Source organism: Virgibacillus siamensis, from assembly GCF_039522605.1.
Lineage (GTDB): Bacteria > Bacillota > Bacilli > Bacillales > Amphibacillaceae > Lentibacillus > Lentibacillus siamensis.
Genome location: NZ_BAAADS010000021.1, coordinates 1 through 24,482, shown reverse-complemented (window position 1 = coordinate 24,482; position 24,482 = coordinate 1). Strand labels below are relative to the sequence as shown.

Here is a 24,482-nt window from a genome sequence, read left to right as displayed (position 1 = left end):
TCAATTTAGTAAAATCTCTTGGCAGACATGAGTTAGCATGATATTAAGGGATTTCTATGAATAATTCAGGTTATATCTTTAAATGCATTTTAAAACAATAAGGATTAAAAGAAACACTCTTTCCAATTTTAAAAAGAATTCCTGACTAGTAGTTTGACTCGAAATTAATGTAATTATATTAAATTTATGACATCCTTATAGTAAGCCAATTGTTGGGAGAGGATATCATGCCATGGTGAACCCGCTCTGGCCATCGCAGACCGCTTAAATACAAATGCGCCTAAAGTGTATCGCTGCATTGACAAAGCGCTTGAATTTGGTGCCTTAAATGCCTTGGACGATAACAAACGCTCAGGTCGACCCGCCCAAATTACAGATGATGCCAAAACATGGGTTGTCTCGTTAGCTTGTCAAAAACCGAAAGAACTCGGATATTCCTATGAAGTATGGACGACACGCCTTTTATCCCAACATATTAGAAAAAATGCAGAAGGGGCTGGCCATCCAAGCGTGAAAAACATTGGATCAGGGACTGTGTCACGCATCCTTGATGAAAATGATATTAAGCCCCATAAAATTAACTATTATCTGGAACGTCGTGATCCGGACTTTGATACCAAAATGGCTCAAGTACTTCATGTATACCAACAAGTAGAGTGGACTCTGGAAGACAATGAATTCCAGCCTGTTTTTGACGTTATGCTTTCTTATGATGAAAAAACTGGAATCAGGCCGTTGAAAACAAGGCATCTGATTTACCGCCAGTTCCCGGAAAGCACACTACCATTGGACGTGACTCCGAATACATTAGACATGGAACCTTTAGCTTGGCTGCTGGAATTGATTTGGTCACCGGTGAAATTATTGGCTCTGTTGAAGACCGACATCGCAGCCGTGAATTTGTGGACTTCCTGAAAATGCTTGATGACTGCTATGATCCGGAGTTGCGAATTCAGGTTGTCCTGGATAACCACTCGGCTCATACATCCAAAGAAACCCGATCTTACCTGGAAACGGTCCCAAATCGTTTTGAGTTTGTATTCACGCCGAAGCACGGGTCCTGGTTAAATATTATCGAATCATTTTTTGCCAAGATGAGTAAGAGCTTCTGTGGCATATCCGCGTCAAATCCAAGCAAGAGTTAAAAGAGCGTATTGAACTATATCTTCAGGAAGTAAATGAAAATCCTGTTCCGTTCAGATGGAAATATGGCTTGGAATCTGCAAGTAATGAAATTGTTTTGTGTTAATGTTACTTATGAAACAAAACACTAGAAACACCTAACCCGTCCTCGCACTTCCCAACATCAGCCCCCACAACACTTCTTATATTTCTTCCCACTCCCGCATGGACACGGCTCATTCCTACCAACCTTTTTACCGCCATATTTTGTTGAAGTCGCGGGTGCCCGTCTTGTTTTCGAACCGGTCATGACATTATATGGTTCATCCGGTAAAGGGCGCAACATTGGCCGTTCAACTCGATTGTGCAATTCATGTGGTGTGAATCCATTATTCTCCCATAGCCTGACATTATTGGAAAGATCCATAACAAGCTGCATCACTTCCTGCACTTGTTTCTGACTTTTCAAATTCAATGCCCGCCGTTTTAACTGGGCGGAATATATGATCCAATGAAAAGCTAAATTCACATTCACCATGAATATCTGCACACAGCTCTTCTGCTTCATATGCATCATCATCCAACAATTGCCGTTGGACATATTTTACTAATGCCTCATATTCCTTCGTCCACTCAAAATAAAAATCATCTTGAAGAAGCACGGGGACGGTCTCAAAACCCCAAACCAGGCTTATCGGACAGCTTTGCCATTTTGCCCTGCCAGTTAATTCCACCCTCGTCAGACTGATCCTGCAGCCATAGTGCCGCATCAAGGTCATAGCGGGTAATGTTACTGTGGGCATATGCCAGATGGGCTGCGGCGGTAACGGAAACATGCGACTCCATCATGCTGCCAATCATACACGCAATCCCAGCACTTTGCGCCATATCAGCAATTTGTCTTGCTCTGCGAATCCCGCCGCTCTTCATTAACTTAATATTCAGCAGGTCAACTGCCTCATTTTTTAGCAATTGGAACGCGTCTGATGGCGAAAAAACACTCTCATCGGCCATGATAGGCGTATCAACGCGTTCACGAACAAATTTTAGGCCGTCGAAATCATGGGCTTTAACGGGTTGTTCGACAAGCTCGATTCCGGCATTCTCCTCTAAATAACGAATGATTTTCACGGCTTGCTTCGGATTCCACCCCTGGTTGGCATCCAGACGCAACTGCACGTTCGTACCAACGGCTTCACGGATTTTCAGGATTCGCTCGATGTCATCCTCCGCATTGTTACCGACTTTGATTTTCAACACATCAAATCCCTGTCCGATGCGAAGTTTTGCATCTTCTTGCATCACTTCAGGGTCATCAATGCTAATTGTCATATCTGTTTCAGGAAATACGGATCCTCCGCCGTAATATTGATGAAGCGGGAGATTGAATCGTTTACAGTATACATCATGCAAAGCAATATCCACAGCTGCTTTAGCACTAGTGTTAGCGACACAGCACCCATCCATCTTCATCAGGATATTTTCCAGTTCCTCTATATCACGGTTCATTAGCACTTTTTTGATCGGACCGTCAATTGCCACTTGAATGCTGGCAAGTGATTCACCGGTAATTTGCCAAGTAGAGGAAGCTGAACCACGGCCAACATCCCCATTTTCCAGTTGAATCATCACATCAATTACGTCAATTTCTGTTACTGTCCTCAACGCTGTTTTAAAAGGCTTTTCCAATGGTAATGACATTTTTTGCGTTGTCATTTCAGTTATTTTCACAATGACTTCTCTCCTTAAGCATTTTGTCCAAAGGTTCTATTAACTAGCGCATACAATCAATCTTACTCAAACGAATATCCAGATATGATCCTTACAACATGGACAGAATTTGAGCTACCAGCAGTCCAAAGTAAGTTCCCAGGAATGATCCCGCTAATGCCATAACAACACCAATTGGAATCAGTGCACGGTTATAGGTTCCTGCAAGAAGCGGTGCAGACGCCATACCACCTATATTGGCAAGACTCGATACGCCAAGAGTAAATAGGTCCAGCTTGAACAGTTTTGCTGCCAGAGCCATAATAAGTAAATGGACAGCCAAGATCAAAAATCCGGAAACAATATAAATAGGGGCCTGGAATAATTGAGTAAAGTCTGCCCTGGATGCAATTAGCGCAATTACAACATACAATAGTACATTGGCGACATCCATGGACCCGGGAATCTTAGAAACACGGGTCATGGCAAGCAGGACTCCAACTACAGATACGATGAAGATTGTCCAAGTCAGTCCGCTGACAATATCGCCATAGGTTGGCAACATACTTCCGATTTTAGTCGCTACTGCAGACCCGAATATACCAATAGAAAATAACCCCATCAAATGGACGAAAGATGTCTTCTTCTTATCGCCCTCTTCCTGTTCTGCTGCCAATTCTCTGCTAACTTCATCCAAATGTGATGTGTCCGCTTTTACCCAGCGATTAAACACTGCCGCAAACGGGACAAGCCAGAACATTAACATTACCCAAGTTGAATAGTTAATTGTATCCATTACAAGCGCATAACCGAAGATATTTTCCGGAACATCAAGGATTCCCTGAATAATGACCATATTGGCTGATCCACCAGTCCAGCTTCCGGCCAGTGCACCGAATGCCTGCCATGTTTTTGGTGCATACAATCCTTGGAACAGCAAGTAAACCAGAGTGAAACCAAGAATGATACTGAAGACCGCTGTGAAATAACCAATTAGCATTTTTGGTCCAAGTTTTATAAGTTTGCGCAAGTCGCAATTTATCAGCATTAAAAGAATAAGTGCCGGCAAAATGGCATCACGCACCGTACCATAAGTGTTATCAATCGATTCGGAATCGCCTATAACACCCGACGTTTTGAGAATGGCCCCAACAATGTAGATGAGCACAATTCCCGGAACAAATTTAAAAAGCTTCGAATCTGAGCTATGTTCAATATAAGCGATAAGACCCGCAATCCCAATAACCAACCCCAAATATAAAAAACCATCCTGAATCATATAAAATCTCCTTCCACCTCATGTAGTATTATTCCTGGAATCAAGCACTGTACCGGGACATAGGAACAGACCCCTAGTCCCATCCGCTGTCTGAGAAAACATAAAAACCCAGCTGATAGAAAATTCATCACTATCAACTGGGTTTCATCTACGTAATAGATAGATAAAGCAGTTATGAAATATTTATTCAATTGCAAATGATTGTTCATACTTCGCTTGCGCATGTCTGAAAGCTACTTTGAGAGCCTTCTGAGAAGATCCCAGATAACGATTTTCAATCAAGCTGTTCACCTGGTCACTATCCATAATATTCTGACCAGCAAATAATGATTGAACAAATTTTTTCGTTAACCCGATAACTGCGGTACACTCGGCATCAATGATCTGGCCATTCGTACGATCAACGACAAACCCGACAAAAAACGTTTCAAACTGCTTTGTTATCGGATTATTTTCCGGGGATTTAGCTTCTCCTACAACATATACTGTTTCTTCATCGTACAACGCTTGTCCACTCCTTGAAAGGCCGCCAGACCCCACATGGGAATTTACCCGGTAAAGATAAATGACCATTGCGGAATACAAACACTCTCACAGAATATAGGATTATCCTATCACAATGAGGAAACGTTTTCAAGAGGCGCTGGGAAATGCCGGTAACATACTATTTCAGATGAGCTTTTTCTTTTTTAAAGAATTGAGAAAGGTATTCCTCATGCGCCTCCATCATTTCATCAACAATCTGTTTTGCAATGACATCAGAAGGAGTCAATGGATTAATCGTTAACGCAAGAACTGCTTTATTATAATCACCAGTAACTGCTGCTTCAGCCGAAATTCGCTCAAATGACTTAATCTGTTGGACAAGTCCTCGTGCAGCAACAGGCAGATCCCCCACAGCCAGTGGTATTGGGCCGTCTTTTGTAATAACACAACTGGTTTCAATTGCTGAATCATCAGGAATACTGGCGATTGCACCACGGTTCATCGTATTGACTGGCTGGATATCGCGTTTGTCAGTATAAATGGATGTAATTAAGCGGACTGCTGCATCTGAATAATATGCCCCACCCCTTTCTTCCAGTTGAGGTGGTTTGATATCCAAGTCTTTATCCTTATACAGTTCAAATAATTCTTTTTCCAATTGTTGAACGACCTCGGCGCGGGTTCCTTCTTTCTTGGAACTATCGATGGCCTTATCCAGCATTTCTTTGGATTTATAATAATACATATGATATGGACAGGTCAGCGCGTTTAATGCTTGAATAAATTCCGGTTGCCAGCCCATGCCGTCAATATTTTTGACAAAGCTAATGTTCTCCGGATCAGACAACTTTCTGATAACTTCTTCTTTTACGCTTACACCATCTAAATATACATCCAAACCATATACCATATGGTTCAGTCCAGCAAAATCAATACGAATTCTGGAATGATCAACATCCAGTAACTTTGCAACACCCATTTCCATACCGATTGGAACATTGCAAAGTCCCACAACCCTATCAATGTTAGAATAGCGAAGAACTGCTTCTGTAACCATGCCGGCCGGATTTGTAAAATTAATTAACCAAGCGTCTGGACAAAGTTCTTCCATCTCTTTCGTAACTTCTAAAATGACAGGAATTGTTCGCAGTCCTTTAAATAATCCCCCAGGTCCATTTGTTTCTTGACCAATCACGCCATACTTTAACGGAATTCGTTCATCTTTAGCCCGGGCATCCAGTCCACCAACACGGAATTGCGTTGTAACAAAATCAGCATTTTTTAAAGCTTCTCTGCGATTTAACGTTAGATGTACGTTTATTGGCAGGCCAGCCTTTTGCACCATTCTTTTTGCCAAATCACCAACGATTTCCAGCTTCTCTTTTCCTTCTTCAATGTCCACTAGCCAAAGTTCAGTAAGTGGAAATTCATCGTACCGTTTTATAAATCCCTCGACTAATTCGGGTGTATAACTTGATCCACCGCCAATGGTAGCAACCTTTAAATTCTCTTTTTGCACGATAATCACCTTCCTGTGTTTGATAGATAGTTAGCGTCAGGCCATTGTTCCCTCACCTTTTTCTTGTTCAAGTAACCTTTTATCATATATTTTAATGAATGGGAACCAAACGAGAAATGCCGCAATACCACAAATGAATGCAACTATTACTGCCATAAAGTCTCCCCCCGTACTAATAAAGGCGCCTGCACCAATTGGGGTAGGCCAAGGCATCATTGCAACAATTGGTTGAACAATGTGTAGTTTAATAGCCCAATAACCAATTGATGCAGAAACCATTGGTGCTAAAAAGAACGGGATAGCCAAGAATGGATTATAGACAATCGGCAGCCCAAATATTAATGGTTCATTAATATTAAAAATACCAGGCGCAAGTGCTGCTTTACCTAAAATTTTTAATTGTTTTGATTTGGCCAAGAACGCGATAAATATACATAACCCTAAAGTTGCACCGGAACCACCCATAATTGCGAATGCGTTATGGAATTCACCCGCATATGGGATATTCGCACCATTTATATTATGCTGCATATTCGTAAGGAGGATCGGCAAAATGAATCCGCTTACAATATTTGCTCCATGAATACCTACAATCCAAAGCGCATGGATGATAAAGAAAATAACTAGAATACCTAGCCAGCTGCCTGTTAAATTAACAACAAATCCAAAAGGTACTGCTACTATTTTGAATATATCCGTACCGAATACAACTAAAATACCATTAATGAGTAACACTGCAACAGCAACTATGAAGGCAGGAATTAATGCCGTAAATGCTCTGGCTACACCACTTGGAACCGACTCTGGCATCTTTACAATCCAATTCCGTTTAACACACAGTCTATACAGTTGTACAGCTACAATCCCCATAATTATGGCTGAGAATATTCCTGTAGCCCCTAAACGACTTAAGCCATTACCTACAATTTCCCAACCTTGGATAATTTTCGTATCCTCCGTAACTTCATGTACCAACGATACGTGTCCATTTTTAAAAACTAGTTGAGGTATTGTCATAAAAAGGGCAAACATTGATAGCAATGCACCGTTTAAGGGGGATAGATTTATTTCTTCTTCTTCGGCATATATTTTGGTATATTCATAACCAATAACAAGAGCAAAAAATAATGCTAAAATCCCCATCGTAGCTTTATACGTTAACATATACAAATCGCTGATTCTAAAAAAAGTGTCATTAAAAAAACCTTCCAAAAATGGCATTGCTTGCGGCAATACGTTCAAGACCAGGAACATAGAGCCAACAATTATAAACGGAATAGAGGCCATTCCAGCGGCCATTATGGCACGTACAAAACGCCAGGATGCGATTTCACCCATGGGACCCATAAGATATTTCTCCAAAAGAGCGAACACTTTATTTTCAGATGCCATATAAATACCCCTTTTCTTTTATTAATTCATCGCTTCCTCATAATTCTTAATACGCTGATAATGTTTATCCTCATTTCGTTTAATACAATTTAAGCGATTGAGAATGAATGTGCTCAGCAATATACCAAGAACTAAAACACCTGCGACTAACAGTTTAGATTTCCCTTGATTAGAGAGAAATGGATATAATTCAGTGAAGTACGAAGATAAAGAAGCAGGTATGAATAAGACTATATTTGAAACCAGTAAAGCGATATAACAATACCTTGTATATTTGGGATCATTGGTATGATTGCCATATAACCTCACTTGTTCCGCGATGCTGAACAATAATATGACTAGTAGTAGCAACGGGATAACATATAATGATGAACCGCTCACCACCAATGAAATGAGCCAATATATATTAGTAAAGAAAAATAAAGCAGTCGTATATCTGACAAGTAAATACCGATTGAAGTACATAGCTTTCATACTAAGGTTTTTCTTGTTTTGTTCTCTCAATGTCCTTTCTTCGTATTTCATATTCAAATCCCTCATTTGTTTTCGAGTTTTTCATAAAGATACAACATCTCTAAAGCAAGCTCTTTTAATGTCATCGTATTCATTAGATGATCCTGCGCATGGATCATAATAATTTCCATATCGAATGTTTCTCCGGAGGCGTATTGCTGGAGTAAATCTGTTTGAGACGTATGCGCCAACAATAACTTATCATTTGCTTCTTCTAATTTTTCAAAGGCGCTTCCAAAGCTGTTGTCCCTCATCATTTTAAATGCTTCATGTATCATAGTTCTTGATAAACCACTATGCAAAATAATGTTAAAAGCAATACTTTCCATTTGTTCTTTTTCCATCAATGTCCTCCTCACTCATACTGCTGTTTACGCTTGTCCATGATTTGATTAATCCTAAACAGCGCAAAGATACTTCAATTAACGAAGACGACGTATCCCCATTAAAATTTATGATTTCGGAAATTCTTCCATGATTAATTTCCCCAGTTTTTCAACCCCCATTGGTATAGGTACATAAGCTTGTGGCGGTATATTTACTACCGGTTTACCTGCACGTTGTCCAGCTTCTTTTAGTTTTTGATAATACATTTTCGTTTGAGGACTTACTAAATACAACGCATAGCTATCATCTTCAATCATCTTATAGCCCTCATTAGTAGAAACAGCATCTACTCTAATATCGTGTTCCTTATCCACTAAATAATCGGTTGTTTTCTTTGCCATTAACGAAGATGACATACCAGCTGCACAAATAATTAAAACTTTTTTCACCCAAAATTCCTCCTCCATAAAATTTTATTTAATAATAATTTTTATGACGATTTACTACAATTTATCACTATTAGATGTAATATCTTTTTTTATATCAGTAACAAGAATTTTTACGATAGCGTTCTGAAGTTCCATTGAACAATAGGCGGGTCTTGGGACATGAATGGAACACTGTCTCTCAGTATCCTGGCAGCTACAACAGCTGAAATGTTTAATATGGAAAATTCGTTTGCCGGGCGGAAAGGTACAGATTAACCGGGAAAGGAAATCGCTTGGTAAAATTTCATATGAGGATAAAGCCGTTGCACATGTTTTTATATTCGCGGCTTTTTATCTGGATTACACGGACTTTTATTTTGGGGGAAGTCCTGGAAAAACCCCAGGATCAGTGATGGTATTATTGCGATCACAGCAACCGTATTACTTTTTCTGATTCCGTCAAAACAGGAATAAAATAGTGGAATGGAATGGAGGTATTCTCAAAATATCCCATGGAGCAGTCTTATTCTATTTAGCGGAGGACTTGCCATTGCTGCAGGTTTTACCGAAACGGTACTTTCGGACTGGATCGGAAATCAGTTGGCAGAACTTGAAGGAATGAACATCCTTATCATTATGTTTATTGCTACTGCTGTCATTCTGTTTTTGACCGAGATCACCTCAAATACTGCCACTGGAACAATGATTATACCAGTAGTAGCTTCACTTGCGCTTGCACTAAATGTACACCCTTATGCATTTATGGTTCCATGCGCAATGGCAGCCAACTGCGCATTTATGCTCCCGGTAGGTACACCACCAAACGCCATTATTTATGGTACGGGTAAATTAAAAATTACCGGGATGGTCAAAAATGGATTCTGGTTAAATATAACCTCGTTAATTTTAATTGTACTGGCAGAGTATTTCTTCCTGCCGATTATATGGGGAATTGATTTGTTTGAGCTGCCTGCAAACTTGAAGTAGCGGTAAAATGGAATCGTAAAATAATCCGAGCGAAGGGTTATTTTACGATTTTTTCACTCAAAAGCTTTCCATAAGTTCGCTCGTTTGAGCGGGGAGTTCGCTCGTTTTTGCCGAAGTTCGCTCGTTTCGACAAGGAGTTCGCTCGATTTACAACTGAGTTTGTATTACAGTACATACAAAAATTTTCTCTACATGCCGGCCGTCGCTTTCTACAAACAACTAGCAGCATGTGGAGATATAACCAAAAGTAGTTACGTTTTAAATTAAGTCCAGGTATTTTCAAGACATGTTTCTGTTGTATATCCATTCCTTCATCTATTTCTAATCCACGTGAATCCAAAACATATTTACCCTCCACCATGTTCAACAATGTTAATATAGTAAGCCTTGTATTTAAATAAAATCTATGTAAATATATATGTAAAGACATATGTAAATGTACACAACTTTATATAAATCATTTAATAGGAAACACATAAAACTTCATTCTAATTAAAACTAATTGGAGGAATGCTAACATGGTAGTTTCGAACGAGCCAAATCGTCTTGTCGAAGAAATTCTGGAGTGGAAGAAAAAAAGGAATGCTGTACTGCTTGCTCATAATTATCAAGTGCCTGAAATTCAGGATATTGCGGATGTGCTGGGTGATTCGCTTGCCTTAGCACGCGCAGCAGTAAAGACGGACGCTGACGTAATTGTATTCTGTGGTGTTCATTTTATGGCGGAAACGGCTGCCATATTAAACCCGAAGAAAACGGTTCTGCTTCCGGATTTGGAAGCAGGTTGTTCTTTAGCCGATTCAATCACAGCCGACCAGCTCCGTAAATGGAAGACAGAGCATCCGGGAGCAATAGTTGTTTCGTATGTAAATACATCAGCGGACGTTAAAGCAGAAAGTGATTATTGCTGTACTTCTTCCAACGCAGTGGATATTGTCAATTCCATTCCGAAAGATAAAGACATCCTTTTCTTACCGGACATGTTCCTTGGTAACTTTGTGAAACGCGAAACCGGCCGGGAAAACATACATATTTGGATGGGTGAATGTCATGTCCACGCAGGGATTCATCCACATCAGGTAGATAATGTATTCACAGAGCATCCAAAGGCTGAGTTGCTTGTCCATCCGGAATGCGGCTGTTCCACTTCCAGTATGTATTTAAAGTCTGAAGGGGTGCTGCCGGGAGATAAAACACATATATTATCGACAGGAAATATGCTGAAGCATTCGAAAAGCTCCAAGGCAGATGAATTCATCGTTGCGACGGAAACAGGAATTATTCATCAAATGGAAAAACAAAACCCTCATAAACAGTTCGTTGCGGCGAACCCGGAAGCTGTATGTCCATTTATGAAAATGATCACGCTGGACAACATGTTGGCCGCTTTGAAGGAAAACAAACATGAAATCACAGTCCCCCCTAAAACAGCTGAACAGGCAAAACTTGCGATTGATCGTATGATTTCAATTGGATAAGGATTACCATTAACGAAAGTAATAAACTCACAGTAGGCGCATAAATTATTCATGCGCCTATTTTGATAAACCGATAAAACTTGCGCCACTACTAAACGACTGCTTCTTTCCACCATTTTTTCACCAGCATGTCCTCCTTTTATCAGTTTATTTATAACGATACAGAAAGGGATATCGGAGTGATTGCAGCCTCCGTATCCCCTTTTCAATCGTGTTATGATAATGTTCCTATCAGCTACACCCGGCGACACGAATCCCTGACAACAAGTTGATGTGGTATCGTAATCCGCCTTGGGGGAAGTTCAGCCTGATTAATTTTCTCAAATAAGCATTGTGCTGCTTCATAGCCCAACCGAAAAATATTTATATCCACAGATGTCAATGAGGGGGTTGCCAGCTCTGAAAAAATCACATTATTAAAGCTGACCAGCGACGTATCCTGAGGTACCTTCAACCCCATCTGCTCGAGCGTATTCACAATACCAAATGCCATAACATCATCTGTGACAACAAGACCTGTCGGGGGAGCGTCAAGATTAATTAACTTTTCGATTGCTTCGCGTCCGCCCTCACGCAAAAATTCATGATGACCAATATAATCCTCCCGAACGGCAATACTCGCAGACTCCATTGCTTTACGATAACCTTCCAAACGATCAATCGTCACAACCAATTCCATACCTCCACCGACAAATGCAATCCTTTCATGTCCCAGTTCAGTCAAATAGGACGTGGCTTCAAAAGCTGCCTTCACGTTGTCATTATCGACATACGTTATTTGATTTTCATTTTGAAACGGCTTGCCGATAACGGTAAATGGAAAGCCCTTATCCAATAGATAGCTCATCATCCGGTCATTCACCTGCGAATATAGTAGAATCAAGCCATCAATCCGCCTTCCCTGAACCAGTTCATATACACCTTCCAGAATTTCGTCCTCGGTATTACCGGTTGTCATATATAAACCATATCTGTTTTCATGGGATTTCGTGCTAATCCCCCGAATCACTTCAGGAAAGAACGGATTCTGCAACACTTTTTCACCGGAGCTTGGCATGACCAGACCAATTGTTTGTGTACTTTTACTCGCCAGGCTTCTTGCGGTAAAGTTCGGGTGATACCCAAGCTTCTCCATCGCATCATTTACAATTTCCTTTGTTTTATTGCTTATTCTTGGATTATTAGCGATGACGCGCGACACAGTCGACGGTGATACATTCGCTAATTTTGCTACATCCTTAATTGTTGGCATCATATTCACCATTTCCTGTATGTTCCCTTCACGTCTAATTATAACAATACCTGGCATTCACGCTTGCCACCTTACAAAAACACAGCTGCTGCAAGTCAGCAATCAACAGGTTACCACGAGCCTGAAAATACCAGCGTACAAGTTTCCGCATCGAAGTCTCCATTCACTTTTTTCTCATTATACGTGATATTAGCATCAGAAGTAAGTCCATGAACCTTAAACAACAGGTTCGTCCATCCTGGTTTATATCCGTCATTTTCCAATACGGTATCAATAACCACACTAGCGGATGCGGACCGCGCATGAATATTCAGTGCAAAATACGCATTCGCTTCATACGCAAAGGTTTGCCCATCATCATCATACAATTGATAAGTGGACGTTGATTCATCTGGATAAATATGAATCGTCATATTCGAAATCGGCTTTGCTGTCGACATCGTTATTTCAGCTTCCGGCAAAACTGTACCTTTCTTAATGAAAATTGGTAACGTATCCAACTCGGCGTGGACCATTATCTTTTGCCCCCCGTCATACTTTTCATCTGTCCAGTAGTCATACCATTCACCCGCAGGCAAATAGACGATGCGATCCGTTACACCTGGCCTTAAAATCGGCGCAATTAACACATTATCCCCAATCAAAAACTGATCGGAAAGCTGATACGTCTTTTTATCCTCCGGGTACTCCAAAAACAACGGACGCATCAGCGGTATTCCTGTTTCACCGGATGTCTTAAACAGCTTATAAAGATGTTGCAGCCACTTATAACGTAATTGAATATATTGTTTAATAATTGGTTCGTATTTTTCGCCGAATGACCATGGCTCCTGACGTACCGCTTCAATTGCACTATGATTTCGAAAAAACGGGGTGAACGCACCAAATTGTGTCCAGCGTGTCAACAGCTCCCCATTGGAATCATGGGCAAATCCGCCAACATCAGGTCCCGAGAACGGTACACCGGAGACTCCAAGATTAAGACACATGGGGATTGCCATTTCCAGGTGTTCCCAGAAACTTCGATTATCCCCTGTCCATACAGCCGCATACTTTTGCACGCCGGCATAGCCCGCACGCGTTAACAGGAATGGCCGCTTCCCATTTAATAAATGCTTCATCCCATGATACGTTGCCCGGCCCATCAAATTGCCATAAACATTGTGCAGTTCGCGATGAAATTTTGGATTCCCATCATTATCGTGCATTACCCTTACATCCATCGTTTTGGTTTCATTAAAAACGGCCGGTTCATTCATATCATTCCAGATGCCTTCAATACCTTTATCCGTATAAAATTGGTGCTCCTCTCCCCACCAATTGCGGACACGTTTCTTCGTAAAATCAGGAAACGCACTCTTTCCCGGCCAAACATCACCGAAATAAACATTGCCTTCCATATACTTGCAAAACAGATCATGCAAAATGCCTTCCTGGTAAATACTGTACTCGGAATCCGCTTTTACACCCGGATCCACGATCGGCACAATCCGAATGCCTTGCTCTTTCAGTTCCGCAATGAGTTGATCCGGATTCGGAAAACGATCTGCATCAAATGTAAAAACCCGGTAACCATCCATATGATGAATATCCAAATGAACAGCGTCAAGCGGAATTTGCTTATCCTGGAAGTGACGCACCAATTCACGAACTTCCACTTCCGTTTCGTAACTGTAGCGTGATTGATGATAGCCAATCGCCCATTTGGGCGGGAGCGGCATTCTTCCCGTTAAACCAGTGTATTGTGCAATAACTTGTTTCGGCGTTGGTCCCGCGAAAAAATAGTAATCCAATTGACCACCATCAGCTTGCATGGAATAAACACCTGTCTGCTCTGTCCGCATATCAAAAGTTGTTTGAAACGTGTTATCCAGAAAAATTCCTGTTGCCCGGCCATTCGTTAACGTCATGAAAAACGGAATGGATTCATAAAGCGAATCTGTTTCCGGATTATGCGGTGCATAAACATCGCTATTCCACATCGTCAGCTTTTCGCCCTGCTTATTCAAAAACCCTGATTTTTCGCCGAAGCCATAATAATGATCATCTTCCGTTGCAGCTTTATAGCACATTACTTTACCTTCATTATCATAGCCCATGCCTTTTTCTAACTCAGCCACTAGCAGTTGATCGTGCTGATCATAAATAGAAAGCCGAAAAGGGGTCTTGTGAATAACCATCCGTATATCATTTGTTAAAAGTTCCAGTTGTTCCGCCCCTTCATGGACGTCAACAGCTTTGAATCCGTCAGCATTTTTCACTGTAAAACTCCGGTCAAGCACCGGCTCGTCCGTGGGGTTCATGACAATTCGAACGATATCCCTGCTGTAACATAAAATTGTCACATAGCCATTTTCACAATGAAAGATAAATTTATCCTGTTCATTTTTAAAAGTAATCAATTTGCCAATATCTTGAAAAGCAGATTTTCCCGGCTGCTTTTTATTTCCCGGATGTATCGCAAAACTTGTGTCCTGCACGTTCTTCACCTACTTCTTCCATATGAATATGATTTTTTATTATATTTCTGATTACCCTTTCGTCCCGCCGGAAGTTAACCCGGAAATCAAATAACGCTGCAGCGATAAGAACAAAATCGAAATCGGTATGACAATCAATACCGCACCGGCGGCAAATTTTGTAAACTCTGCCCCAAAGTTATTGGCAATAAGCTCATACAGCCCCACAGCAAGGGTATATTTCTCTTCGCTTCGTAAAATAACACGTGCCAAAATAAAATCCGTAAACGGGGTGATGAAAGCAAATAATGAAATAACTGCTAAAATCGGTTTAGCCAGTGGCAGAATAATCGACCAGAAAGTCCGAAAATGTCCTGCCCCATCCATCCGTGCTGATTCATCCAATTCTTTTGGAATTGTTTCAAAGTATCCTTTTGCAAGCCATGTATTCATTGGCAGCAGTCCTCCAACATAAATGAGGACAAGGGCTATATGCGTATTAATTAAACCGGTAACAACCGCCAACACATAAATAGCGATAAGAGCTGCGAAGTTTGGAATCATTTGTAAAATTAAAAATGTCATTAGACCGTGCTTGCGGCCAACAAACTGATACCTTGAAAAGGAATAAGCCATCAAGGTAATCATTGCCACCGTTATAACCATGGTCAACAAGCAAATCTTAATCGTATTCCAATACCATTTTAGATAGTAACTGTTCGCAAATAAATCCTTGTAATGGTCGAATGTTGCATTCTTGGGAATGATCGCTGAACCTGATAAGCTATTCCCCGGATTAAGAGATGATCCAACCACCCATAAAACAGGGTACAATATAATCACTGCAGCAAATAGAATCACTAAATAGGTTGCCGTTAAACGTATGATTTTTTGCGTTTTTAGAGTCATCTACATCATACCCTCTTCCTTGAATGCATTTGTTCTCCTAAACTGCCATAGCGCCACTACTATAACCACTGCGGAGAGAATCATCGTAATCGCTGCGGCCTTACCGTACTGAGATTGCTCGATGGTCAGCGAATAAATCCAGGAAATTAATATGTCGGAAGCTCCGGCATTTTGACCAGGCACCGCTGGACCTCCGCCATTAAATAAGAAAATGACGTTAAAATTATTAAAATTAAATGTGTACTGTGTGATTAAAATAGGGGCTACCGCATACATAATAATCGGAAACGTGATCCGTTTAAATTTATGCCATGCTGTTGCACCATCAACTGTTGCCGCTTCATACAAGTCATTGGGAATGGACTGCAAAACGCCGGTTACCATAACAAAAATAAATGGAAAACCCAGCCACGACTGAATCATAATTAAAGCAAACTTTGTCCAAAATGGATTTGTCAGCCACGGGATACCGTCTATTCCGAAAAATGCTAAAATGTCATTATTAATCGTTCCAAATGTATTATTGAACATTCCGGCAAATACAAGAATGGAAACAAAAGCCGGTACCGCCCACGGCAATATAAGAATCGTCCGGATGGTCCGCTTAAACTTTAAGTCCTTTTGGTTCACCAACACCGCCAAGAATATACCAATGGCAATTTGAATGGTTGTTGCCAGAAATGTCCACACGATTGTCCATCTAAATACATTGAAGAATGTGTCTCGCCACATTTCCATTTGAAAGATTTCAAAAAAGTTATCAAACCCTATCCACTCGACTAGTTTTGCCGGTGGAGAATGATTCAGATCATAGTTCGTAAACGCCAGCAAAATAACAAATAATATCGGAAAGATGACCACAAACAATAATAAAATAAACCCTGGTGTAATCATCAAATAAGGAAATCCGGAATCAATCAGATTTTGATATTGTTTCCGAACAGATAACGTTTCAATGCCCAAATCTCTTCGCTTGCCATTTTTATAGGCGTCAACCAGATTTAACACATAAATTCCCAATCCAACTGCTGTAACAAGTACCGCAATTATTCCCTTTACAAGCAGGAAGATGGAATGGTCCACCATTGGAATGGTTCCGAGCGTTACAAGCCCCCAATAGCCCAAATTCAGAAAATCAAAAAATACGGTAATAAAGGAAAGGGATAAGATAAAATATACGAAACCCTTGATAAATTGCTTGTTGTAAAACTGCCCCGCTCCGGGAATGACAGATAAATAGAGAGCGGTTTTTCGATGATTCGTTTTAAATTGTTCCTTTTCCATCATAACGACTTCCTTTCCGGCTCAAATCGCAGGAATTGTAATTATATCGCGAACGATTGACTTCTTTGACAGTTGAAAACAAAACATGAAGTCTATCTACCGCCTTCGTTAAAACTGTGGATTGGTCGATTTTTAAAATGCAGGAAAGAGCAGCATCCTATTAAAAGTAAGTACTGCTCTTTTCATTTGTTTCATTAATTGTTATTCGCCTTAATTTTTGTTTTGATTGATTCTACCGCGTTATTTAATGCATCTTCGGGTTCCTGTTTATCGGTAACAATTAACTGCAGGGAAGTGGCCATTGGCTCCCAGACCTTGCCCATTTCCGGTATATTCGGCATCGGTACACCGCGTTGCGACTGAATAGCCACCGCCTTTGCAACAGGATTATCCTCAATTACCGGATCGTTTATCAATGATTTCACCGGTGGAATTTCGTTGACAATTTTAAAGCGCTCTTTGGAGTTTTTTTCATTTGCCAGCCAAACAATAAGCTTTGTTGCCCATTCCTTATGTTCGGAATATGAACTTACATTCCATGACTTCACGCCGACAAACGTTTTCGCATATTCTCCGTTTGGCAATTTCGGCATCGGAGATACCCCAAAATCGATGCCTGCATCTTTCATACCTTGAACAGCCCATGGCCCTTGCATGGTCGCTGCAGCCTTACCACCTTCAAAGAGTCCCGTCAAAGCAGAACCGCCATTTTCTCCAACAATCCCTTGTGGAAATAATCCTTCATCGTACCACTTTTCAATGAACTTAGCCCCTTTAATGGCACCTTCATTGTTAAGTCCGATAGAAGAAGTATCTAATGTCCCATCATTGTTTTCAAACACATATGCCCCGTATGACGCCAAAATACCATGAGCAAAGTAATAGTTATCCCAAAGTGCCAGAAAACCATATTTGCCATCTTTTGTGAATTTCTTCGAGAACGTATAAAGCTCTTCAAATGTCTTCGGTGCTTCCTTTAAAAGCTCCTTGTTATAGAAAAGCACCGGTGTTTCCGTTGCTTTCGGAACCCCATACACGTCACCTTCATATGTAACAGCATCAATGGATGAATCCGTATAAATATCCAACACGGATTGTTTTACATCAATTGGTGCAAGAAGCCCCTCTTTTGCCAATAAACCGATTTGGTCATGTGGCAGCGTTAGCACGTCAGGACCTGTTCCGGCCGGTCCATCCAAACGTAATTGTTCCTTTTGTTTAGATGCCATTTCCAGCTCTTTCACTTTAATTTTGATTCCATGCTTCTCTTCAAAAGCTTTGACAGCATCTTTAATACCCTCTGCTTTATTTTCATCGGCCCAAACAAGCAGTTTTTCTGGCTTTTCCACCTCACTGGAATCATCGGATGTACCGCCATCCTTAGTTTTTCCTTCCCGATCGGGGCCACACGCGACTAAAACCATAGACAACGATAATATTAGGACAAACAGCAATGGTAAACGCTTCTTAACCATAAAATAATTCTCCCCCTTGATAATTTTAATACTTAAAGTGTGCTCAGAAAACAGTGCAATCGTTTGCACAAACGGGTAAAAAAATAATTTAGTGTTTATACAATCATTTTGTGAAACCGTTTGCATCAAGTTATTTATATTATAATCATTTGTTTAATATTTTGTCAATAAAAAATTTTAGGTATTCTTCTGCACACTAAACTCAACTGTTATCAACTTCCGCATCACATCAGCTATTAGACATCTACACCATTTGGCCATTGAAATTATTCATTTCTTCTGGCAAAATAAAACGCAAATGAAATCGATTGCACAAAACTGGAGGGGATGGCACTATGTTAAAAGAAGCAATATATCATCGGCCAAAGAACAACTATGCATATGCATACAATAAAGAGTTGCTCCATATCCGGATACGGACGAAAAAAGGAGATTTGGAGAAAGTTCGGCTAATTTATGGGGACCCTTTTGACTATAAAGGGAGTAAACCGGACTTACATGAACTTCCTATGACGGTTACCTATCAGGATGACTTGTTTGATTATTGGTTCGTCGAATGCCAACCGATCAACCGACGAATGCATTATATGTTCGCCTTGCAGGAAAACAAAACGGAACCCATCGTATATTTTACAGAAAAAGAATTTTACGATTATCTACCATATGATAACCCAACTTTCTTTTTTAAGTTTCCTTTCTTAAATCCGATTGATGTATTTCAAGCACCTACCTGGGTTAAGGAAACCGTTTGGTATCAAATTTTTCCGGAACGATTTGCGAATGGAGATAAGAACTTGGACCCTGCCGAAGCCCTGCCATGGGCAAGCACAGAACCGTCCCCGGAAAATTATTTCGGCGGAGACATACCGGGTATCATTCAACATTTTGATTATTTATCAGAACTCGGTATCACCGGCATTTATCTTACACCCATTTTTAAAGCACATTCCAACCATAAATACGATACAATCGATTATTTTGAAATGGATCCGCAATTTGGTGACAAGGAAACGTTTAAAACGTTTGTTGAAAAGTGTCATGAGCGTGGCATTAAAGTTATGTTGGATGCAGTTTTTAATCACAGCGGCTTTTACTTCGCCCCATTTCAGGATGTATTGGAAAAGGGAGAAAGATCGGATTATAAAAATTGGTTTCATGTTCGGGAATTTCCGCTTCAACTGAATCCTAAGCCGAATTTCGATACATTTGCCTTTACCGCCAATATGCCGAAATTGAATACGGAAAATCCTAAGGTGAAGAACTACTTACTCGACGTTGCCAAGTACTGGATTGAAGAATTTGACATTGATGGCTGGCGGCTTGATGTTGCCAATGAAATCGATCATCAATTTTGGAGAGAATTCCGGCAAACAGTCAAAGCAATCAAACCGGATGTCTATATTTTGGGAGAAATTTGGCACGACTCCATGCCATGGTTAGCAGGAGATCAATTTGATGCAGTAATGAACTATCCCTTTACCGAAGCGGCATTAGACTTTTTTGCTCGAAATACAATCAACGCGGAGCAATTTTCCCATCAAATTGATCGGGTTTTAGCTTCTTATCCGGAAAACGTAAATGAGATTGCCTTTAACCTACTGGGAAGTCATGATACACCAAGGGTTTTAACACAATGCCGAGGGGACAAACGCAAGGCAAAACTGCTTTACTTATTCCAGCTATCCTTCATCGGGACGCCATGCATTTATTATGGCGATGAAATCGGAATGACCGGCGGACAGGATCCGGGCTGCCGCAAGTGTATGGAATGGGATGAACAAAATCAGGATCACAATTTATTATCACTTTTCAAGAAAATCATTCAACTGCGAAAGAATGAACCGGCACTCGGTCCAAATGGTACAATACGATTTTTGCATACAGACAATGCGAAAAATCACATTATCTATGAACGCACTTCCGAAGATTCCGTGATAATATTTATCATCAATAATTCGGAACAAAAACAGGAAATTTCATTGCCAAAACAATATATCGAACAGGACATGATGGATCTTCTGACAGAAAAGAGTGCAGACAAAAGCAGTGAGGCGACAGTAGAACCGTTCGGCTTTAGAGTGTTGCGGATGGAAAAGTAAATTAGCCGGAGTGATAAGCTTTATACCTCTGGCTTCAACCTTTTTTTATAAAAGTAAGGTAAGTGGTGTTTTTACCCGCAGTGATAACTTCCATGTGGCAATCTTTACTTTGAATGAAAAGGCATTTCCCACAATCAGGAAATGCCTTTAAACTATCACTATTTAGTTTTGATCTTTCAACGGATAACTTACAAGATTTGTAAAGATGCGATATCCACCTGGCACCTGACTTTGAATTTGCCGGTACCATACAAGGTTTGTGTACAGATAACTGCCTTTACCATAATCCGCCATCAAAATTCCACCTTGGAACTCTTTTCCACCCGGATCTGACATGCTTACAAACGTTTCATATTCACTCGCCCAGTCCATTGGAAAATAGAGACCTCTTTCCTGCACCCAGTTATCCCAGTCGCTTTGTTTAATAGTGTTAGGGAAATTAAATAAAGGATGCTTCGGCTTTAACACATTCACTTCAGCAGTTTCATGTGTTACGCGCCATTCAATAGATGGCTGACCGATTACCAATTTGTACGGACTTGTTTCATTTGGTTTCCAGTTATCCCATGGTTTGTTATATTGAACTACCATGTGTCCGCCATTCCTGACATATTCCAATAGACGCGGGTTGTTAGTTCTTAAATCATCGCGAGACAAATATGCCCTGATACCGGTAACAATTGTATCATATGATGCAAGGTCTCCGGATTGTAGATCTTCAGTCGTCAATTTGGTAACATCCATGCCGATAGCACTAAGCCTGTCCGCCACTTTATCAAAGCCGCTGTCAATATAACCAACTTTCAAGTTCTCCGGTAAGTTCAAATCAAAAGCAACACCCGCTACTGACGACGGATAGATATAATAGGATGTATCAATATGATCGTAATCTATTTTCTGGACCTTATAATTAAGTGATTTGCCATTTACTGTTACATTAGGCTGTAATTCAAACTCACCTTTCTCAACGGTACTGCCTGGGGATACAATAAAACTGACTGTTTTGGTTTCATTATGTCAACGCCCCCATAATCTTTTCAAAATCACTTGGCGAATCAGATTCCAATGTTAAGTGTGCTGTCGATTGAAAATTAATTTTTCCATTATAGCTCATAAGTACATTAGTTATAATTCTTCAATTTCCTCGAGGATTTCAAAAATATTTGAGTAAGGATTGGTGAATTTGTCGCTCTGAGAAGAGAATAATTTTTTGTTATTCTTAATAGCTGTTTTATACTTATAAGCAATTTTTTCTATTAACTCCCAATCCCCCTTTAATTTTTCATAGTTTGTTATTTCTAAATATGATTCCAATGCCCGATACAATTGCTTTTTATCAATGGGATTGCCGACTTTTTGGAAGTGCATTAATAACCATAATTCAAAACAGATATTCGTAAAGCCAACTTTTATACTGCGTTCTTTTGCTTTTTTACTCGTCTTTTCAATTTGTTCCCGTGTTACATCATCTTTATCAAACACAACCCAGGAACTAACAATATCCCTTTTATTATTTTTTATTTTAGCTTTAGCAGCATCCAATAAAGCCATTTGCGATTTTCCTTCACCATGTACTTCCACTGTAACATTGGGTTTTCGTAAAAGTTGTCTTATACTTTCAAAATAACTTACCTCTGTATGTGTTCCCTCACATACTAGCAGCATAGACTTTTTTGTTTTAAGCCCTTTTCTTCTTCTTGAGGGGATGGCCATATCTATTCATCCTCACTTCTATGCAAAAAATTGTAGTCAAACACATGATTATTGATGACAGGATATGCACCAAACTTCCCTTTTAAATAATCATTGGCATACGTTATATCACTTCTTGGCCGATCATTAGCATCGTTAAAATCATATAAGGAGTATAGATCTGAATTATTATCCTTATCCTTTTCTACAAACCATATTTGATCTACCCTCAGAATATCATTATCAAGTAGGGAAACCTCATGTGTATTCAATATAAACTGAGAACTTTTGTTGTAAAGTTTTGTATTGAATAATTTCATTAAAAACTTTGATATAGCTAAATGAAATGCGCTATCAAATTCTTCCATCAAAAGTGTTTTACCCCGCTGTAATGCATCTAATAATATAACCGCTATAATTATCATCTTTTTCGTGCCCCGTGATTCAAAGGAATCTGCGTGAAGAGAAGTGGCCCCTAAAAGTTCACCATTACTATCGAATCTATTATAAACAGTAAAAACATCCGTATACTCTATAAATTCCTCTTCATCATCATATTCAAAATACTCTTTAATAAACCCAGGAATTTTTTGTCTTTTTTCCTTCAACTCAAGATCTATAATATTATAATCGGCAACCCTGAGAAGGCGGACTACGTTATCTTTTAAATTTTTATCCTCAGCCAATCTGTCAAGCAAATGCCCATAATGTTTAAGTTCATAATTCGTCCTGACTATTTGCAAATCTTCCAGGAACCAGTTCACTATATTTATAGCATGTGTATCATTAAATTGATTAAGAATAGATAAATAAAGAATATTTTTCCTGGTAAGATTACGAAAGTCATTTACCTTAGATGACAACCAGTAATGATATGTATCCTCCTCTTGATCGTACTCTCTAATAAAAAGACACTCATCCTTTGATTTCTTTAAGATGGATAATGATTCATAGTTAATTTGATTTTCATTAAAAGAAACAATATATTGATAAAGAATTTTATCAAGATGCAAAATCACTTCAAATTCAGTGTCGCTATTCTCATTACTATCATGCATCTTAAAGGGCTGATGTGGTAACTTTGGTATTCCTCTGCCTTTGGGCGCAGCAAAGTTTGTAATTAAATCCCTCAATGTTGCCATTCCCTCAAACACATTAGACTTCCCACTGCCATTAGGTCCAAAAATAACCGCATTTTTTAACAGATTCATAGATGGGAACTGAAATGTGTTCGTGTCTTTATGTTTCTTTAAATAAGGTGCTGTCTGCATAGAAAAAGTTGTTTTATCTTTAAATGACCTGAAATTTTTTATGGAAAATTCAACTAGCACGTAAATCACCTTCTTTCAACAATTTCTACGTTTAAAATAGTTACTTTTATTATATATTACAACAAATAACTTAATTCTGCACATATTTTTGTAAATAAAACTACCTCCACCTTATAATATCTTCACAAACTCGATAGAAATCTTTTTCTGACGTAAGCGTAATTGATTGCCCTGTACTACAGTTAGGATACACCACCTCAACACTATCTTCGTACACGGTAAATGTAAAATTATGTTTTTTGGCCATATCTAATACATTTAGCATAAAAATAACATAGCTAATATTACTGGAATTCAATATAAGCACCTCCATCAGGATATAGTTCTATCATAGTAGATTCCTTCTGAAGAATTTGTCATTCTGTAGGTTATTCTTTCAACTTTTTGCTGACATAACTTACTATTTTTTCACATATGAATGCAAAATCAGCGTTATTTTGCATGGTAATCCATAATTACATTAATCCAAATTCCTGAATATTACGTTCTCTTGAAAGGAGGGGACATGGGGCTACTTTTTCTCTATTACCCTCACCCTCCAAACTCCGCCAACAACTGCTCAAACTCCCCCTGTTTCCCAGCATCCAAAACCGCACCAGCCACATCCTTGCTACGCGACACTTCTTTTCTCTCCTTCCGCTCCCGAAACCAATCCGGAATCACCTCAGCACCAGCCGGGGCGCCACGATAAGATCGCTGCTTCCGGAATGCCGCTTCATCCGCCTCAGCTTGATCAATCG

General features: G+C 39.8%; 20 protein-coding genes and 2 pseudogenes. 5 read left to right on the top strand and 17 right to left on the bottom strand.

The window, feature by feature from the left end; all coding sequences use genetic code 11:
- Positions 1-285: 285 nt before the first annotated feature.
- Positions 286-507 (top strand): annotated as a pseudogene (locus tag ABD010_RS14620) (helix-turn-helix domain-containing protein); the annotation flags it as partial.
- A 278-nt stretch (positions 508-785) separates the two neighbouring features.
- On the top strand, positions 786-1,145 hold the full coding sequence (locus ABD010_RS14615) for an IS630 family transposase (protein WP_343814645.1): 360 nt from the start codon (positions 786-788) through the stop codon (positions 1,143-1,145).
- Between the two features lie 161 nt (positions 1,146-1,306).
- Here the strand turns inward: ABD010_RS14615 and ABD010_RS14610 are convergent, their stop codons facing one another.
- From ABD010_RS14610 to ABD010_RS14575, 8 genes are all read right to left on the bottom strand, one after another.
- The gene (locus ABD010_RS14610; RefSeq protein ID WP_343814637.1) at positions 1,307-1,690 is read right to left on the bottom strand and encodes an SEC-C metal-binding domain-containing protein; all 384 of its coding nucleotides are present in this window, start codon (positions 1,688-1,690) and stop codon (positions 1,307-1,309) included.
- A gap of 104 nt (positions 1,691-1,794) precedes the next feature.
- A complete protein-coding gene (locus ABD010_RS14605; RefSeq protein WP_343814635.1) occupies positions 1,795-2,853 on the bottom strand; it encodes a dipeptide epimerase in 1,059 nt (352 codons plus the stop codon).
- Positions 2,854-2,944: 91 nt separating this feature from the next.
- On the bottom strand, positions 2,945-4,111 hold the full coding sequence (locus ABD010_RS14600) for a DUF819 family protein (protein WP_343814633.1): 1,167 nt from the start codon (positions 4,109-4,111) through the stop codon (positions 2,945-2,947).
- 183 nt (positions 4,112-4,294) lie between these two features.
- Positions 4,295-4,615 carry a DUF3870 domain-containing protein gene (locus ABD010_RS14595; protein ID WP_343814630.1) on the bottom strand — a complete coding sequence of 107 codons (321 nt, stop codon included), beginning with the start codon at positions 4,613-4,615 and terminating at the stop codon, positions 4,295-4,297.
- Between the two features lie 160 nt (positions 4,616-4,775).
- Entirely contained in the window at positions 4,776-6,116 is a 1,341-nt protein-coding gene (locus tag ABD010_RS14590; protein ID WP_343814627.1) for a 6-phospho-beta-glucosidase, read from the bottom strand.
- 36 nt (positions 6,117-6,152) lie between these two features.
- Positions 6,153-7,508: a PTS cellobiose transporter subunit IIC gene (gene celB, locus ABD010_RS14585; RefSeq protein ID WP_343814625.1), complete on the bottom strand. Its 1,356-nt coding sequence runs from the start codon at positions 7,506-7,508 to the stop codon at positions 6,153-6,155.
- Positions 7,509-8,044: 536 nt separating this feature from the next.
- Complete coding sequence (locus ABD010_RS14580; protein ID WP_343814624.1) at positions 8,045-8,365, bottom strand: PTS cellobiose transporter subunit IIA; 321 nt, start codon at positions 8,363-8,365, stop codon at positions 8,045-8,047.
- A 108-nt stretch (positions 8,366-8,473) separates the two neighbouring features.
- The gene (locus tag ABD010_RS14575) at positions 8,474-8,797 is read right to left on the bottom strand and encodes a PTS cellobiose transporter subunit IIB (RefSeq protein WP_343814622.1); all 324 of its coding nucleotides are present in this window, start codon (positions 8,795-8,797) and stop codon (positions 8,474-8,476) included.
- A 462-nt stretch (positions 8,798-9,259) separates the two neighbouring features.
- On the opposite strand from ABD010_RS14575, the gene ABD010_RS14570 reads away from it, so the two are divergent.
- Entirely contained in the window at positions 9,260-9,763 is a 504-nt protein-coding gene (locus ABD010_RS14570; protein WP_343814620.1) for an SLC13 family permease, read from the top strand.
- Between the two features lie 518 nt (positions 9,764-10,281).
- Positions 10,282-11,241 (top strand): quinolinate synthase NadA, encoded by a 960-nt coding sequence (gene nadA, locus ABD010_RS14565; RefSeq protein ID WP_343814619.1) that lies wholly within the window; start codon positions 10,282-10,284, stop codon positions 11,239-11,241.
- 235 nt (positions 11,242-11,476) lie between these two features.
- Here nadA and ABD010_RS14560 read toward each other — a convergent pair whose 3' ends face one another.
- From ABD010_RS14560 to ABD010_RS14540, 5 genes are all read right to left on the bottom strand, one after another.
- Positions 11,477-12,496 (bottom strand): LacI family DNA-binding transcriptional regulator, encoded by a 1,020-nt coding sequence (locus ABD010_RS14560; RefSeq protein ID WP_343814642.1) that lies wholly within the window; start codon positions 12,494-12,496, stop codon positions 11,477-11,479.
- Positions 12,497-12,603: 107 nt separating this feature from the next.
- Positions 12,604-14,982: a glycoside hydrolase family 31 protein gene (locus ABD010_RS14555; protein ID WP_390351392.1), complete on the bottom strand. Its 2,379-nt coding sequence runs from the start codon at positions 14,980-14,982 to the stop codon at positions 12,604-12,606.
- Positions 14,983-15,024: 42 nt separating this feature from the next.
- On the bottom strand, positions 15,025-15,861 hold the full coding sequence (locus ABD010_RS14550; RefSeq protein ID WP_343814617.1) for a sugar ABC transporter permease: 837 nt from the start codon (positions 15,859-15,861) through the stop codon (positions 15,025-15,027).
- Positions 15,862-17,145 carry a sugar ABC transporter permease gene (locus ABD010_RS14545; protein ID WP_343814639.1) on the bottom strand — a complete coding sequence of 428 codons (1,284 nt, stop codon included), beginning with the start codon at positions 17,143-17,145 and terminating at the stop codon, positions 15,862-15,864.
- A 194-nt stretch (positions 17,146-17,339) separates the two neighbouring features.
- Positions 17,340-18,620: an extracellular solute-binding protein gene (locus tag ABD010_RS14540; protein ID WP_343814616.1), complete on the bottom strand. Its 1,281-nt coding sequence runs from the start codon at positions 18,618-18,620 to the stop codon at positions 17,340-17,342.
- Positions 18,621-18,955: 335 nt separating this feature from the next.
- On the opposite strand from ABD010_RS14540, the gene ABD010_RS14535 reads away from it, so the two are divergent.
- Positions 18,956-20,719 carry an alpha-glycosidase gene (locus tag ABD010_RS14535; protein WP_343814614.1) on the top strand — a complete coding sequence of 588 codons (1,764 nt, stop codon included), beginning with the start codon at positions 18,956-18,958 and terminating at the stop codon, positions 20,717-20,719.
- Between the two features lie 162 nt (positions 20,720-20,881).
- Here the strand turns inward: ABD010_RS14535 and ABD010_RS14530 are convergent, their stop codons facing one another.
- From ABD010_RS14530 to ABD010_RS14515, 4 genes and pseudogenes are all read right to left on the bottom strand, one after another.
- The gene (locus tag ABD010_RS14530) at positions 20,882-21,544 is read right to left on the bottom strand and encodes a hypothetical protein (RefSeq protein ID WP_343814612.1); all 663 of its coding nucleotides are present in this window, start codon (positions 21,542-21,544) and stop codon (positions 20,882-20,884) included.
- Between the two features lie 300 nt (positions 21,545-21,844).
- Positions 21,845-22,432 carry an RloB family protein gene (locus tag ABD010_RS14525; protein WP_343814610.1) on the bottom strand — a complete coding sequence of 196 codons (588 nt, stop codon included), beginning with the start codon at positions 22,430-22,432 and terminating at the stop codon, positions 21,845-21,847.
- A gap of 2 nt (positions 22,433-22,434) precedes the next feature.
- On the bottom strand, positions 22,435-23,742 hold the full coding sequence (locus tag ABD010_RS14520; RefSeq protein WP_343814608.1) for an AAA family ATPase: 1,308 nt from the start codon (positions 23,740-23,742) through the stop codon (positions 22,435-22,437).
- 531 nt (positions 23,743-24,273) lie between these two features.
- Positions 24,274-24,482 (bottom strand): annotated as a pseudogene (locus ABD010_RS14515) (hypothetical protein); the annotation flags it as partial.

What these genes read in the sequence shown, in the direction of transcription:
- ABD010_RS14580 (WP_343814624.1), bottom strand. Translation starts at nt 8,365, where the DNA reads ATGGAAAAAGAACAAATGGAAAGTATTGCTTTTAACATTATTTTGCAT.
- celB (WP_343814625.1), bottom strand. Translation starts at nt 7,508, where the DNA reads ATGGCATCTGAAAATAAAGTGTTCGCTCTTTTGGAGAAATATCTTATG.
- ABD010_RS14600 (WP_343814633.1), bottom strand. Translation starts at nt 4,111, where the DNA reads ATGATTCAGGATGGTTTTTTATATTTGGGGTTGGTTATTGGGATTGCG.
- ABD010_RS14545 (WP_343814639.1), bottom strand. Translation starts at nt 17,145, where the DNA reads ATGGAAAAGGAACAATTTAAAACGAATCATCGAAAAACCGCTCTCTAT.
- ABD010_RS14570 (WP_343814620.1), top strand. Translation starts at nt 9,260, where the DNA reads ATGGAATGGAGGTATTCTCAAAATATCCCATGGAGCAGTCTTATTCTA.
- ABD010_RS14610 (WP_343814637.1), bottom strand. Translation starts at nt 1,690, where the DNA reads ATGAAGCAGAAGAGCTGTGTGCAGATATTCATGGTGAATGTGAATTTA.
- nadA (WP_343814619.1), top strand. Translation starts at nt 10,282, where the DNA reads ATGGTAGTTTCGAACGAGCCAAATCGTCTTGTCGAAGAAATTCTGGAG.
- ABD010_RS14560 (WP_343814642.1), bottom strand. Translation starts at nt 12,496, where the DNA reads ATGATGCCAACAATTAAGGATGTAGCAAAATTAGCGAATGTATCACCG.
- ABD010_RS14535 (WP_343814614.1), top strand. Translation starts at nt 18,956, where the DNA reads ATGTTAAAAGAAGCAATATATCATCGGCCAAAGAACAACTATGCATAT.
- ABD010_RS14540 (WP_343814616.1), bottom strand. Translation starts at nt 18,620, where the DNA reads ATGGTTAAGAAGCGTTTACCATTGCTGTTTGTCCTAATATTATCGTTG.
- ABD010_RS14550 (WP_343814617.1), bottom strand. Translation starts at nt 15,861, where the DNA reads ATGACTCTAAAAACGCAAAAAATCATACGTTTAACGGCAACCTATTTA.
- ABD010_RS14525 (WP_343814610.1), bottom strand. Translation starts at nt 22,432, where the DNA reads ATGGCCATCCCCTCAAGAAGAAGAAAAGGGCTTAAAACAAAAAAGTCT.